Source organism: Bacillus sp. NP247 (assembly GCF_018966865.1).
Lineage (GTDB): Bacteria > Bacillota > Bacilli > Bacillales > Bacillaceae_G > Bacillus_A.
The window spans coordinates 1,181,087-1,195,067 of the sequence record NZ_CP076653.1 but is presented as its reverse complement, the minus strand read 5'-3'; the positions used below and the strand labels follow the sequence as shown (position 1 = coordinate 1,195,067).

The window sequence follows — 13,981 nt, the reverse complement described above, 5'->3', positions numbered from 1 at the left end:
GAGAGGAGGACTACATGTGCTTGAACAAGGTTTATTAGTAACGGCTGGGGTAGCATTCTTAATTTCTGTTGCCCTTTCGCCATTATTTATTCCATTTTTAAGAAAGTTAAAGTTCGGCCAGAGTATTCGTGACGAAGGACCGAAGTCACACCAAAAGAAATCAGGGACACCAACGATGGGTGGTATTGTCATATATGTATCTATGATGGTGACTACGCTTATTATGGCGATTAAATTTAACAATTTAGGTGCAGAGGTATCATTGTTATTATTAGTTACATTTGGGTACGGATTAATCGGATTTTTAGATGACTACATAAAAGTAGTAAAGAAAAGAAATCTTGGTTTAACATCAAAACAAAAATTGATTGGTCAGCTTGTAATTGCTATTGCGTTCTTTTTAATTGGAAAAGGGCAAGCATTTCACACGTATATCATGATTCCAGGAACTGATGTTAAATTTGAATTAGGTTGGGCATATTTTGTTCTTGTATTATTTATGCTTATTGGTGGATCAAATGCGGTTAATTTAACAGATGGTCTAGATGGTTTATTATCAGGAACAGCTGCTATTGCATTCGGAGCATTTAGTATTATTGCTGTAGCTCAAGAACAATTTGGGGTAGCGATTTTCTGTATGGCAGTTGTAGGAGCTGTACTTGGCTTTTTAGTATTCAATGCGAATCCAGCGAAAGTATTTATGGGGGATACAGGTTCTCTAGCTTTAGGCGGTGCTATCGCAGCTGTAGCGATTTTGTTAAAACAAGAATTGTTACTCGTTATTATTGGTGGTGTATTTGTAGCGGAAACTTTATCTGTTATTATCCAAGTTATTTCGTTCAAAACAACAGGAAAGCGTGTCTTTAAAATGAGTCCATTACATCATCATTATGAATTATGTGGTTGGTCAGAGTGGCGCGTTGTTGTAACGTTTTGGTCTGTAGGATTTTTATTAGCTGTGTTAGGAATTTATATCGGGGTGTGGATGTAATTGAAAACTGTAACTGAATATCAAAATAAAAATGTTCTTGTATTAGGTATTGCTAAAAGTGGTTATGCAGCAGCTACTTTATTAAAAAAATTAGGGGCAAACGTCATTGTAAATGATGGGAAACCATTAGTGGGTAATGAGCTTGCAGCTGAGTTACAAGCGGAAGGAATGGATGTTATATGTGGTGGGCATCCGTTAGAATTACTGGAGAGAAACATTTCACTTATCGTAAAAAACCCAGGAATTCCATATTCTAATCCACTCTTAGTGGCGGCGAACGAAAAACAAATTCCAATTGTAACTGAGGTTGAATTAGCATATCGCATTTCAGCAGCACCGTTTGTTGGGATTACGGGATCGAACGGCAAAACAACAACGACGATGTTAGCGTTTGAAATGTTAAAAGAAGGACAAAAACACCCAGTTATTGCGGGGAATATAGGTACTGTAGCTTGTGAAGTTGCACAATTGGCGAAAGAAAATGAAGTTGTCGTTACAGAACTTTCATCGTTTCAATTGATGGGAGTGGAATCGTTCCAACCAAAAATTGCAGCCTTTTTAAATTTATTTGAAGCGCATTTAGATTATCACGGGACGAAGAAAGAGTATGGTTTGGCGAAAGCGAATATTTTCAAAAACCAAACTGAAACAGATTATAGTGTGATTAACGCAGATGATGCAGATGTCATGGCGTTATCGGCATATAGTAAAGGGCAGAAAGTATTATTTTCGACGACGAAAGAAATTGAAGATGGTGCGTATATAAAAGATAACGCTCTTTATTTTAAAGGCGAAAAAGTAGTTAAAGTAAGTGATATTGTTTTACCTGGTAAGCACAATTTAGAAAATATTTTAGCAGCAATGAGTATTGCTAAATTACTAGGTGTTTCTAATGAAGCAATTACTGCTGTGCTAAAAAGTTTTACAGGTGTAAAACATCGCTTAGAATATGTAACAACGATTAATAATCGTAAATTTTACAATGATTCAAAAGCGACGAATATGCTAGCGACAGAAAAAGCATTATCGGCATTTACACAACCGATTGTATTATTGGCTGGTGGACTTGATCGTGGTAATGAATTTGATGATTTAATTCCATACTTTAAACATGTCAAAGCGATTGTAACATTTGGACAAACTGCACCAAAATTAGTAAGAGCGGCAGAAAAAGCAGGATTAGATGTAATTGAAAGTGTCGATACTTTAGATGATGCAGTAGTGAAGGCTTATGCTCATTCTACCGATGGTGATGTTATTCTTCTTTCACCAGCATGTGCAAGCTGGGATCAATTTAAAACATTTGAAGAAAGAGGAGACATTTTTATACAAGCTGTGCATAAACTTATATAAAGTAAATCAAAACATCAGTAGGCTAACACCTACTGATGTTTTGTTACATAGGGCAAAGGTTCTGCCCAAAGAGGTGGTGTTCATGGGTAATGAAGAAAACGCCTGATTTTATTCTCATCATCGTTACACTTGCGTTGTTAACAATCGGAATGATTATGGTTTATAGTGCGAGTGCGGTTTGGGCCTCTTATAAAATGGGGGATTCATTCTTTTTTGCAAAAAGACAATTGTTATTTGCAAGTCTTGGGGTAGTGGCTATGTTTTCTCTCATGAAAATTGATTATTGGGTGTGGCGTACGTATTCAAAAGTAATTTTACTAGTTTGTTTCGTTCTTCTTATTCTCGTTCTTATTCCTGGAGTAGGTCTCGTTCGTGGGGGGGCGCGAAGTTGGATTGGAATCGGAGCATTTTCTATCCAACCGTCAGAGTTTATGAAATTCGCGATGATTATTTTCTTAGCAAAATTTTTAGCGGAACGACAAAAATTAATTACATCGTTTAAACGAGGTTTGCTACCGGCTCTTAGTTTTGTATTTCTTGCTTTTGGGATGATTATGTTACAACCAGATCTTGGTACAGGAACGGTAATGGTTGGGACATGTATTATTATGATATTCATTTCGGGAGCAAGAGTTTTTCACTTTGCAATGTTTGGTTTGCTTGGTGCAGCGGGATTTGTAGGGTTAATTGCATCAGCACCATATCGAATGAAACGCATCACATCATATTTAGATCCGTGGTCGGATCCGCTCGGAAGTGGATTTCAAATTATCCAATCGTTACTCGCAATTGGACCTGGTGGTTTATTTGGGCTTGGACTTGGACAAAGTAGACAAAAATTTCTTTATTTACCTGAACCACAAACAGACTTTATATTTGCAATCTTATCCGAGGAATTAGGTTTTATTGGTGGTTCATTTGTGTTATTATTATTTAGTCTATTATTATGGCGCGGGATTCGTATAGCATTAGGAGCGCCAGATTTATATGGTACGTTTTTAGCAGTAGGTATTGTGGCGATGATTGCGATTCAAGTAATGATTAATGTTGGTGTTGTAACAGGGCTGATGCCTGTTACGGGTATTACTTTGCCATTTTTAAGTTATGGTGGATCAAGTTTGACCTTAATGTTAATGGCAGTAGGTGTATTATTGAATATAAGTCGCCATTCTCGCTATTAAACCCTGTTTAAAAGACAGGGTTTTTCGTGTGTGTGTGAAAATACAATATGTATATAGAAATAAATACGATTGAATAAGAACAGGGAAGTGGAGGAATCAGTAGTGCGAGTATTAGTAAGTGGTGGGGGTACTGGAGGACATATTTATCCAGCTCTTGCTTTAATTAGAGAAATAAAAAAACTAAATCCAGAAGCAAGATTTTTATACATTGGTACAGAGAATGGATTAGAGAGTACCATCGTACCGAAAGCGGGTATTCCGTTCCAATCTATTGTTATAAGTGGATTTAAACGAAAAATATCTCTTGATAATGTAAAAACAGTGATGCGTTTCCTAAAAGGTGTTCAAGATAGTAAACGATATATTCGTCGTTTTAACCCTGATATTGTGATTGGTACGGGTGGATACGTATGTGGGCCAGTTGTGTATGCTGCGGCTAAATTAGGTATTCCGACTATTGTACATGAACAAAATAGTGTACCTGGTGTAACGAATAAATTTTTAAGTCGTTATGTCGATAAAGTTGCAGTTTGCTTTGAAGCAGCTGCAGAACATTTCCCACAGTCAAAAGTGGTTATGACAGGTAATCCACGTGCATCAGAAGTAATGGACCAAAATGGAATGAAAGGAAAACGTTCGGTAGGACTATCCCTTTCTAAAAAATCCGTGCTTATTTTTGGTGGGAGTCGCGGGGCTAGACCGATTAACGATGCTTTTGTAGAAGCGATTGAACAATTTGGGAATAAAAGTTACGAAGTATTATATGTAACAGGCGAAGTACATTATGATAAAGTTATGGAAGCAGTGAAACAAAAAGGGAATCCGAATAATGTTATTATTAAACCTTTTATTCATAATATGCCAGAGGTACTGACGGGTGTAGATCTTGTTGTTTCAAGAGCAGGGGCTACAACGCTTGCAGAATTAACAGCGTTAGGAAAGCCAAGTGTATTAATTCCAAGTCCATACGTAACAAATAACCATCAAGAAAAAAATGCACGATCAGTTGTTGATAAAGGAGCAGCTAAAATGCTACTTGAAAAAGATTTAACATCTGAAACGCTTATTCGTGACATTGATGAGATTTTATTAGATACACAAACATTACAAAATATGAAACTGGCTACTAAGCAACTTGGTATTCCAGATGCAGCAAATAAGCTATATGAAGTAATGAACAAGCTTATTAAAAAATAACATTAGGTGAACGCCCTGCATATTACTGTAATAAGGAGACTTAATATGGGGGAGATTGTCTATGGAACAATTAGTAAAAGAGCTTTTAGAAGCAAATGTTGGTCGCGTGTTAGTTAATGAACCGTTAGCGCGTTACACGACTATGAAAATAGGCGGACCAGCTGATATTTTAATTGTGCCAAAGCATGTTGCTGGTATTGAGAAGACGCTAGAGTTAGTAAAGAAGTACAAGACAGGGTGGACTGCAATTGGTCGTGGTTCAAATCTACTCGTATCTGATCAAGGTATAGAAGGTCTGGTTATTCGTTTAGGAGAAGGATTAGACCACTTAGAAGTCGAAAAACATAGAGTAAGAGTTGGTGCTGGATATCCCCTTATTAAATTGTCAACTTTACTTAGCCGACAGGGATTAGCTGGCTTGGAATTTGCAAGTGGTATTCCAGGAAGTGTTGGCGGTGCAGTGTATATGAATGCAGGCGCTCATAAGTCAGACATATCGAGTATATTAACAAAAGCTCGTATTTTGTTTGAAAATGGAACAATTAATTGGTTGACGAATACCGAAATGGGGTTTTCTTATCGCACATCTGTATTGCAAATGAAACGCCCTGGTATTGTTTTAGAAGCTGAATTCCAATTGGAGGTAGGCGAACGCGAGGAAATTGTAAGAAGCATGCAAAAGAATAAAGAGTATCGCCGTGAAACGCAGCCTTGGAATCACCCTTGTGCAGGAAGTATATTTCGAAATCCAGTCCCATATTTTGCAGGAGATTTAATAGAAAAAGCAGGGCTTCGTGGCTATAGAATAGGTGGAGCTCAAATTTCTGAAATGCATGGAAATTTTATTGTTAATACTGGTGTGGCTTCAGCGCAAGATGTATTAGACTTAATTGCATTGGTAAAGCGTACAATTAAGGATAAATTTGGTGTTGAAATGCATACAGAAGTAGAAATAATTGGAAGATAACGGTTGTTCGTTCCGCTCATTATCATTTATGTTATAATAAGAAGATAAGAACGGCATGAGGAACATGCCGTTCTTTATGTTACATAGGGGGATCGTACATGAAAAATAGTAAAGTGATTAAACTACAAGATCGTGTACCAAAATTAAAGAATCAAAAGAAAAAGAATAAGAAACCGGTTAATCATCGGTTAATTTTATACATATCGATTTTATTTTTATTAGTACTCTTTTTAATTTATTTTCGGTCTCCGCTTAGTAATATAAAGAAGATAAGTGTGTTTGGAAATCATTATATGACAGATGAACAAGTTATGAAGGAATCAGGTGTGACATATGATACGAGTTATTTCCGAGTAACAGCACATAAAGCAGAAGAAAACTTAACGAAACGAAAAGAAATTAAAGCGGTAAATGTAAAAAAACGCTTCCCAAACAAAATTGATGTTCATATCGAAGAATATTTAACAATTGGCTATATAAACAAAGATGGGAAATTACAACCGTTATTAGAAAATGGGAAAACACTCGATGTACTTCCGAACGGAAAACTTCCAGTTGCAGCACCAATTTTTGAACCGTTTAAAGAGGAGAAAATGAAGGAATTAATTGAAGAACTAGAAAAATTAACGCCGACTATTTTAAGGTCTATTTCTGAAATTCGTTATACACCAACGAACGCAAATGAAGATCATCTTACTTTATATATGAATGAAGGATATGAAGTGAGCACCACTATTCAAAATTTCGCAAAGCGAATGGAAGCTTATCCACTTATTTTAAAAACAATTGAACCTGGCAAGAAGGTTTTAATTGACTTAGAAGTGGGTGCATATACGAAGGAACTAGGCGCTGAAGAAAAGAAAGAATAGAATGATAGTTTTTATTGCGTTATTACGTATGAAATGAAACGAATGTTCTTTTATATGGATGCTAATTTGCAAGAATGCTTAATTTGATGAAAAAAATGTAAATTTTCTTAGATTCATACTAGGATTGGTACAAGTTTCACTTTTCTACAAGTACATCTTAGTGTAGACTTATACTTGGCGGTAATCTTTACACTTGGAATATAATTATTTCAAGATAAAGCAGTTATTCACAGGTTACTGCGATATTCTTAAATGAATGTTAAATAAAAATAAGAAAAATATAGGGTTAAAAAAGGGAAACGTATAAAGACGTTGAATATTTTTCTTATAAATAGTAAAGTTGCGATTGTTGTTCCATATATTGAGTTGTATGGTATAAATAAAGAAGGAGGTGCCAAAGAATGAACAGCAATGAAATATATGTTAGTCTTGACATCGGTACATCCAATGTTAAAGTCATCATTGGTGAAATGGTTAATGATAGCTTAAACATTATTGGTGTTGGAAACGTAAAATCAAATGGTTTGAAGAAGGGATCGATAGTTGATATAGATGAAACTGTTCGATCAATTAAAAAAGCAATTGAACAGGCTGAGCGCATGGTGGGTATCCACATTGAGCAAGTTGTAGTAGGTGTCAATGCAAACCAGGTACAGTTGCTCCCGTGTCACGGAGTAGTCGCTGTTTCAAATGAAGATCGTGAAATCGGGAATGAAGATGTCTTACGCGTTCTAGATGCAGCGCAAGTTGTGTCAATTGCTCCTGAACGTGAATTTATTGATGTGGTACCTCGACAGTTCATTGTAGACGGTCTTGACGAGATTAACGATCCACGCGGGATGATCGGTGTAAGATTAGAAATGGAAGGTACACTTATTACAGGCTCGAGAACTTTACTACATAACCTACTTCGTTGTGTAGAAAAAGCAGGTCTTGAAATTGTTGATATTTGTCTGCAACCTTTAGCGGCAGCGACAGTTGCGTTATCTTCGGATGAAAGACATAGAGGGGTAGCCCTTGTTGATATGGGTGGAGGATCTACAACCTTATCTATTTTTAAAGATGGAGAATTGCAAGCTACGAGCGTATTGCCATTAGGTGGAGATCATATAACGAAGGATATAGCGATTGGGCTAAAAACTTCAACAGAAAATGCAGATCAAATTAAGCTGAAATATGGACATGCTTTTTATGATACAGCATCTGAAGAAGAGATGTTTACGGTTCCTATTATGGGAAGCGATCAAACAGAACAATATTCACAGTTGGAATTATCGGATATAATAGAGGCTCGTGTAGAGGAAATTTTAATGTTTGTTCAAGATGAAGTGCGTAAGTTAGGAGTAAAGCAAGTAGCTTCTGGATATGTACTAACTGGTGGGATAGCTTCTATGCCAGGTATTCTTGATCTTGCATACGATATTTTACATGAAAATGTTCGTATAGCAACTCCTGATTATATTGGTGTTCGTGAGCCTCAATATACAAGTGGAGTTGGATTAATTAAACATTCTTATCAAAAAGCTAAATTACGTGGGAAAAATGTGCAGGAAAAGCAAGAACATTTTGAACCAGTACCAGCACCAATGCCGGTACAACAGCAACCTGCGAAGCAAAAAACTCGTAATCAAAACAATACTAATCAAAATGATGACCGTATGATGTCAAAAGTAAAACGTGTATTCCGTTATTTATGGGATTAAAATTGGACACGAAAAATGAGGTTCTAGGGGGATTTCGACATGTTAGAGTTTGATACTACTCAAGATCAATTAGCGAATATAAAAGTTATCGGTGTCGGCGGTGGCGGAAACAATGCTGTAAACCGTATGATTGAACACGGTGTACAAGGTGTAGACTTTATCGCTGTGAATACTGATGCACAAGCATTAAATCTATCAAAAGCTGAAACGAAAATGCAAATTGGTGGAAAATTAACGCGTGGACTTGGTGCAGGCGCAAACCCTGAAGTAGGGAAAAAAGCTGCAGAAGAAAGTAAAGAACAGATTCAAGAAGCGCTTCGTGGCGCGGATATGGTCTTCGTAACTGCTGGTATGGGCGGCGGAACTGGAACTGGTGCAGCTCCAGTTGTTGCTCAAGTTGCAAAAGAACTAGGCGCGTTAACAGTTGGAGTTGTAACACGTCCATTTACATTTGAAGGGCGTAAACGTGCAACTCAAGCTGCATCTGGTATTGCGTCATTTAAAGAAAATGTAGATACACTTATTGTAATTCCAAATGATCGCTTATTAGAGATTGTTGATAAAAATACGCCAATGTTAGAAGCGTTCCGTGAAGCAGATAACGTATTACGTCAAGGTGTTCAAGGTATTTCTGATTTAATTGCAACACCAGGTCTAATTAACTTAGACTTTGCAGACGTAAAAACAATTATGTCTAATAGAGGTTCTGCTTTAATGGGTATCGGTTCTGGTAATGGTGAAAATCGTGCTGCTGAAGCTGCGAAAAAAGCGATTTCTAGTCCATTACTAGAAACATCTATTGATGGAGCTCAAGGTGTTATTATGAACATTACGGGCGGCGCAAACTTAAGCTTATATGAAGTACAAGAAGCAGCAGACATTGTAGCTTCAGCTTCGGATCCAGAAGTAAATATGATCTTCGGTTCTGTTATTAATGAAGGATTAAAAGATGATATCGTTGTCACTGTAATAGCAACTGGTTTTGATGATAGTGCTTCAACGCAGCCACCAAAACCAATTATCCGTCCGACTGCGAATCACACGCAACAACAACAACCAGTAGCTCAACCTTCAAAACAACGTGAAGTTAAGCGTGAAATGAAACGTGAAGAGCCGGTTGTGCATGATCGTCATACAGATTCAGATGACATCGATATTCCAGCATTCTTACGTAACCGTCGTAGACGATAAAAGAAAAGGAGCTTTCATGCTCCTTTTTTTGTTGTCTAAATAGAAAAGATCTGCTAAACAGATCTTTTTTTATTATTTTGCATATGGAGAGTCTAGTCCTATTTTTAAGCTATAGGCTGTGATAAATAAAGTGAAATCCATCCGAAAATGATTGTTAGGCCGACGCCCACTTAACTTCTGTACTTTTTTATAGCTGAATTTTGAGGCAGGGATCTTACTGCCCGCAAATAGCAACATAAACTTTGTATATATAATTCAATTATTATGTATACAGGTAAGAAAAGTATATTATTCTATGAAAAATACACTTTTATTTTTTACCGACAGATTATGTCTAGAAATCACAAAATAACAAAAAAACCCCTCCACCAATTGACACACTTTCCTATTGGATATGCATTATACTAGTCTCAACTTAAAAAAAGAGGTGAATTGTTTGGTTGTTTACGCCGACATTGTTTGGTTGTTAAACGCCTGCATTGATTTTCTTTTACTTTTATTAACAGCCACCGTGTTAAAAAAGAGAATCAAAAGATGGAGGCTTGTGTTAGGGGCATTTATAGGTTCAACTATTGTTATTTTCGCCTTTACGCCTTTTGCTTCTATGATGACACATCCAATTATGAAACTATTGTACTCGTTACTTATTGTGTATACAGCATTTGGGTTTTCGACATTTAGAAATTATGCACAAACTGTTTTTACTTTCTATTTTGTAACCTTTATGGTTGGTGGAGGATTAATTGGAACGCATTACTTTTTGCAAACGAACGAAATGGTAAATGGATTAGTTCAATCTAAATCAGTTTCTTACGGTGATCCAATTAGTTGGTTGTTTGTTATTTTTGGTTTTCCAGTAATTTATTATTTTTCTAAAAAGCGTATAGAAAGCGTAGAGGTCACAAAGATACACTATGATCAAATCGTGAAAGTGAAAATTCAATTAGCTGGAGAGGAACTAGAACTAGCAGGTCTAATTGATAGTGGGAACCAACTTTATGACCCGTTAACGAAAACACCCGTTATGATTATGCATATTTCATCATTAGAACATTGTTTGCCAGCTTGGTTAACAGAACAAATTTATTCCAAAACAGAAATTCCTCAAATACCAGAAAATGATTCTGGATGGGCAACGAAACTACGTTTAATTCCTTTCCGAGCAGTAGGAGTAGAGAATCAATTTTTATGGGCAATTAAGCCAGATTGTGTGCAAGTTTATCATGAAGGTAGTTCGGTTGTTGTAAACAAAGTGCTGATTGGATTAAATACACAACAATTATCTACCAATGGAGAGTATCAATGCATTGTACATCCGAAAATGTTGATTTCGCAAAAGATGGTAATTGCTTAATTATGAGAGGCGGGATAATATGGTGAAATTTAAATTTTATTTGGTATACCTTTGGTATAAAGTATTGCTAAAATTAGGAATTAAGACCGATGAAATTTATTATATTGGCGGAAGTGAAGCGTTGCCACCGCCGTTAACGAAAGAAGAAGAGGCAGTTCTTTTGAATAAATTACCAAATGGAGATCAAGCTGCGAGGTCGATGCTTATTGAACGTAACCTACGGCTTGTTGTATATATAGCAAGAAAATTTGAAAATACAGGGATCAATATTGAGGATTTGATTAGTATAGGAACAATTGGTCTTATTAAGGCAGTGAATACATTTAATCCAGAAAAGAAAATTAAATTAGCAACATATGCATCTCGTTGTATAGAAAATGAAATTTTAATGCATTTGCGTCGAAATAATAAAAATCGTTCGGAAGTTTCTTTTGATGAACCGCTTAACATTGATTGGGACGGAAATGAACTGTTATTATCAGATGTTTTAGGTACAGATGATGACATTATTACAAAAGATTTAGAAGCTACTGTAGATCGTCATCTTTTAATGAAAGCATTGCATCAATTAAACGATCGTGAAAAACAAATTATGGAGCTCCGGTTTGGACTCGCTGGTGGCGAAGAGAAGACACAAAAAGATGTGGCTGATATGCTTGGAATTTCACAGTCTTATATTTCTCGTTTGGAAAAAAGAATTATAAAAAGATTACGAAAAGAATTTAATAAAATGGTGTGAAGAATAAGACCAGTCGGTATCTAGACTGGTCTTATTCTCTTTTTGTGCATTAGGAAATATGATGTTTGTGAAAAACGATGGAAAAACCATATGCATAAAATCCCCTTCAAAGGAAATACTTTACACTGTACAGCAACTCCCGATAGGAGGGAACACTTTGACGAGAAACAAAGTAGAAATTTGCGGTGTTGATACAGCTAAACTTCCAGTACTAAAAAATGAAGAGATGCGTAAATTATTTCGTGAAATGCAAAGTGGAGAGATAAGCGCCAGAGAGAAATTAGTGAATGGAAACTTACGTCTTGTACTGAGCGTCATCCAAAGATTTAATAACAGAGGAGAATATGTTGATGATTTATTTCAAGTTGGTTGCATTGGACTTATGAAATCCATTGATAACTTTGATTTAGGCCAAAATGTAAAATTTTCAACGTATGCTGTGCCGATGATTATTGGGGAGATACGCAGATATTTGCGTGATAACAATCCAATTCGCGTATCTCGCTCATTACGAGATATTGCGTATAAAGCGTTGCAAGTAAGAGAAAAATTGATTGCTGAAAATTCAAAAGAACCAACAGCAATGGATATTGCAAAAGTTCTTGAAGTGACTCATGAAGAAATTGTTTTTGCTTTAGATGCGATTCAAGATCCAGTTTCATTATTTGAGCCGATTTATAACGATGGGGGAGACCCGATCTTTGTTATGGATCAGTTAAGCGATGAAAAACAAAAGGACGAGCAGTGGGTTGAAGAACTAGCGTTGAAAGAAGGGATGAAGCGTTTAAATGATCGTGAGAAAATGATTATTCGAAAACGGTTCTTCCAAGGAAAGACACAGATGGAAGTTGCTGAAGAAATTGGGATTTCTCAAGCACAAGTATCACGTTTGGAGAAGTCTGCTATTAAGCAAATGAATAAGACGATTCAAGGATAAGGTCCTCATCAGTTATGGTGAGGCTTTTTTTATATAATATTTTGCGCTCATAGTAGAGTGGGTAGGTTCATATAATGAAAATAAAATGGATGTTCTATTAGTAGCGGTTATATATTGTTTATCCGCTTCAAAATTCGGCTGAAGTAAGAAGTTAGATGGAAGCGGAGCTACCCGTAAAAGTCCGATTAGCATGGACTAATAATCAGTAAGGATGGGAAAAAACCCACTGATTAAGGTTTCACTTTATTTGAGAGCGTAATTACGATTCATGATATAAGGGAGAGGATGAGCATGATACGAATTTCGGAGTTTCAAATGAAGGATGTTGTAAATATTTCAGATGGAAAAAGGCTTGGAAATATTGGAGATATTGATTTTGATATAGACACAGGGAAGATTAGGGCAGTAATTATTTCTAAGCAGACACGTATGCTAGTACTCTTTGGAAAGGAAGTAGAATTCGTGATTCCTTGGGAGCAAATTATGAAAATTGGGGAAGATGTCATACTTGTCAGAGTAGATAATATTAATTCTGTAACAGAATCAATACAAACACCGACAATTTCATAAAGAATATTACAAATTCCTCTTTTTTTTCAGTTGTCATTATGAAAAAATAAAAGTATGGTAAAATAGACAGGAAGTACCATGCTTTTTTCTGTTATTTTAATTAAAAGGAGCCCTTTATGAGAGAACCATTTAAATATGTGGACGGTATACTGTATTTACAAGCGTGGAAAGAACTTGGAAACATTACTGTTGGATTTACGACAAAAGATGGTGGAGTAAGTACAGGCTCCTTTCATGCGATGAATTTAGGATTACATGTGAATGATATCGTGGAGAATGTTCATGAAAACAGACGCATTTTAGCGAATAAGTTACAAAAACCATTAGAAAAATGGATTTGCTCTGAACAAGTTCATGACCATCATGTTGAGAAAGTAGGAATGCAAGAAAAAGGGAAAGGCGTTTATTCCTATGAAGACGGTATTCCAAAAACGGATGGCATTTATACGACTAACAAAGATGTTCTCTTAACATCTTGTTACGCTGACTGTGTTCCGCTCTATTTTTATGCACCATCACATGATATGATAGGACTTGCGCATGCTGGGTGGAAAGGGACTGTAACAGAGATTGCGAAAGAAATGATTCAAAAGTGGAATGCAGAAGGTGTTTCAAGTGATGAAATTCATGTCGCAATTGGTCCTGCAATCGGATCATGTTGTTATGTTGTTGATGATCGTGTATTAACAGCAGCACAGCAAGTAGTAAACGGATCTGTTCCCTATAAAGTAATTTCTGATGGTCAGTATGCAATTAATTTAAAAGAAGTTAATCGTATATTATGTGTACAAGCAGGCATAAAAGAAGAACATATTGTAATGTCATCTCTTTGTACAAGCTGTGAAGAACAATTATTTTTCTCTCATCGTCGTGATCAAGGTAAGACGGGGAGAATGTTGAGTTTCATAGGTTTTAAGGGGGAGTGAAGT

Annotated in this window: 13 protein-coding genes; all 13 read left to right on the top strand. The window is 36.2% G+C overall.

Translation table 11 applies throughout. The features are described 5' to 3' along the window. The first annotated feature begins 16 nt into the window (after positions 1-16). The 13 genes from mraY (at position 17) to pgeF (ending at position 13,978) form a co-directional block, all read left to right on the top strand. Entirely contained in the window at positions 17-991 is a 975-nt protein-coding gene (mraY, locus tag KPL75_RS06135) for a phospho-N-acetylmuramoyl-pentapeptide-transferase (RefSeq protein ID WP_002014738.1), read from the top strand. Continuing rightward, on the top strand, positions 992-2,344 hold the full coding sequence (murD, locus tag KPL75_RS06130; RefSeq protein WP_219919773.1) for a UDP-N-acetylmuramoyl-L-alanine--D-glutamate ligase: 1,353 nt from the start codon (positions 992-994) through the stop codon (positions 2,342-2,344). An 89-nt stretch (positions 2,345-2,433) separates the two neighbouring features. After that, positions 2,434-3,525, top strand: coding sequence for a stage V sporulation protein E (gene spoVE, locus KPL75_RS06125; RefSeq protein WP_002111438.1), 1,092 nt, complete (start codon positions 2,434-2,436; stop codon positions 3,523-3,525). 102 nt (positions 3,526-3,627) lie between these two features. After that, the gene (gene murG / locus KPL75_RS06120) at positions 3,628-4,722 is read left to right on the top strand and encodes an undecaprenyldiphospho-muramoylpentapeptide beta-N-acetylglucosaminyltransferase (protein WP_002088269.1); all 1,095 of its coding nucleotides are present in this window, start codon (positions 3,628-3,630) and stop codon (positions 4,720-4,722) included. 61 nt (positions 4,723-4,783) lie between these two features. After that, complete coding sequence (murB, locus tag KPL75_RS06115) at positions 4,784-5,689, top strand: UDP-N-acetylmuramate dehydrogenase (protein ID WP_219919772.1); 906 nt, start codon at positions 4,784-4,786, stop codon at positions 5,687-5,689. Between the two features lie 98 nt (positions 5,690-5,787). Beyond that, complete coding sequence (divIB, locus tag KPL75_RS06110; RefSeq protein ID WP_219919771.1) at positions 5,788-6,558, top strand: cell division protein DivIB; 771 nt, start codon at positions 5,788-5,790, stop codon at positions 6,556-6,558. Positions 6,559-6,959: 401 nt separating this feature from the next. Further along, entirely contained in the window at positions 6,960-8,261 is a 1,302-nt protein-coding gene (ftsA, locus tag KPL75_RS06105) for a cell division protein FtsA (protein ID WP_098777376.1), read from the top strand. A gap of 39 nt (positions 8,262-8,300) precedes the next feature. Then, on the top strand, positions 8,301-9,452 hold the full coding sequence (gene ftsZ, locus KPL75_RS06100) for a cell division protein FtsZ (protein WP_219919770.1): 1,152 nt from the start codon (positions 8,301-8,303) through the stop codon (positions 9,450-9,452). A gap of 436 nt (positions 9,453-9,888) precedes the next feature. Further along, positions 9,889-10,806 carry a sigma-E processing peptidase SpoIIGA gene (gene spoIIGA / locus KPL75_RS06095; RefSeq protein WP_219919769.1) on the top strand — a complete coding sequence of 306 codons (918 nt, stop codon included), beginning with the start codon at positions 9,889-9,891 and terminating at the stop codon, positions 10,804-10,806. Positions 10,807-10,825: 19 nt separating this feature from the next. Then, positions 10,826-11,545 (top strand): RNA polymerase sporulation sigma factor SigE, encoded by a 720-nt coding sequence (gene sigE / locus KPL75_RS06090; RefSeq protein ID WP_002128857.1) that lies wholly within the window; start codon positions 10,826-10,828, stop codon positions 11,543-11,545. Positions 11,546-11,702: 157 nt separating this feature from the next. Next, on the top strand, positions 11,703-12,482 hold the full coding sequence (gene sigG / locus KPL75_RS06085) for an RNA polymerase sporulation sigma factor SigG (RefSeq protein WP_000197755.1): 780 nt from the start codon (positions 11,703-11,705) through the stop codon (positions 12,480-12,482). A 291-nt stretch (positions 12,483-12,773) separates the two neighbouring features. Next, positions 12,774-13,052 carry a YlmC/YmxH family sporulation protein gene (locus tag KPL75_RS06080; protein WP_219919768.1) on the top strand — a complete coding sequence of 93 codons (279 nt, stop codon included), beginning with the start codon at positions 12,774-12,776 and terminating at the stop codon, positions 13,050-13,052. A 116-nt stretch (positions 13,053-13,168) separates the two neighbouring features. Next, positions 13,169-13,978 carry a peptidoglycan editing factor PgeF gene (gene pgeF, locus KPL75_RS06075; RefSeq protein WP_219919767.1) on the top strand — a complete coding sequence of 270 codons (810 nt, stop codon included), beginning with the start codon at positions 13,169-13,171 and terminating at the stop codon, positions 13,976-13,978. The last annotated feature ends 3 nt before the right edge of the window (positions 13,979-13,981 follow it).

Coding starts and splice junctions, on each gene's coding strand:
- ftsZ (WP_219919770.1), top strand. CDS start 8,301: ATGTTAGAGTTTGATACTACTCAAGATCAATTAGCGAATATAAAAGTT.
- KPL75_RS06080 (WP_219919768.1), top strand. CDS start 12,774: ATGATACGAATTTCGGAGTTTCAAATGAAGGATGTTGTAAATATTTCA.
- divIB (WP_219919771.1), top strand. CDS start 5,788: ATGAAAAATAGTAAAGTGATTAAACTACAAGATCGTGTACCAAAATTA.
- ftsA (WP_098777376.1), top strand. CDS start 6,960: ATGAACAGCAATGAAATATATGTTAGTCTTGACATCGGTACATCCAAT.
- sigE (WP_002128857.1), top strand. CDS start 10,826: ATGGTGAAATTTAAATTTTATTTGGTATACCTTTGGTATAAAGTATTG.
- spoVE (WP_002111438.1), top strand. CDS start 2,434: ATGAAGAAAACGCCTGATTTTATTCTCATCATCGTTACACTTGCGTTG.
- pgeF (WP_219919767.1), top strand. CDS start 13,169: ATGAGAGAACCATTTAAATATGTGGACGGTATACTGTATTTACAAGCG.
- murB (WP_219919772.1), top strand. CDS start 4,784: ATGGAACAATTAGTAAAAGAGCTTTTAGAAGCAAATGTTGGTCGCGTG.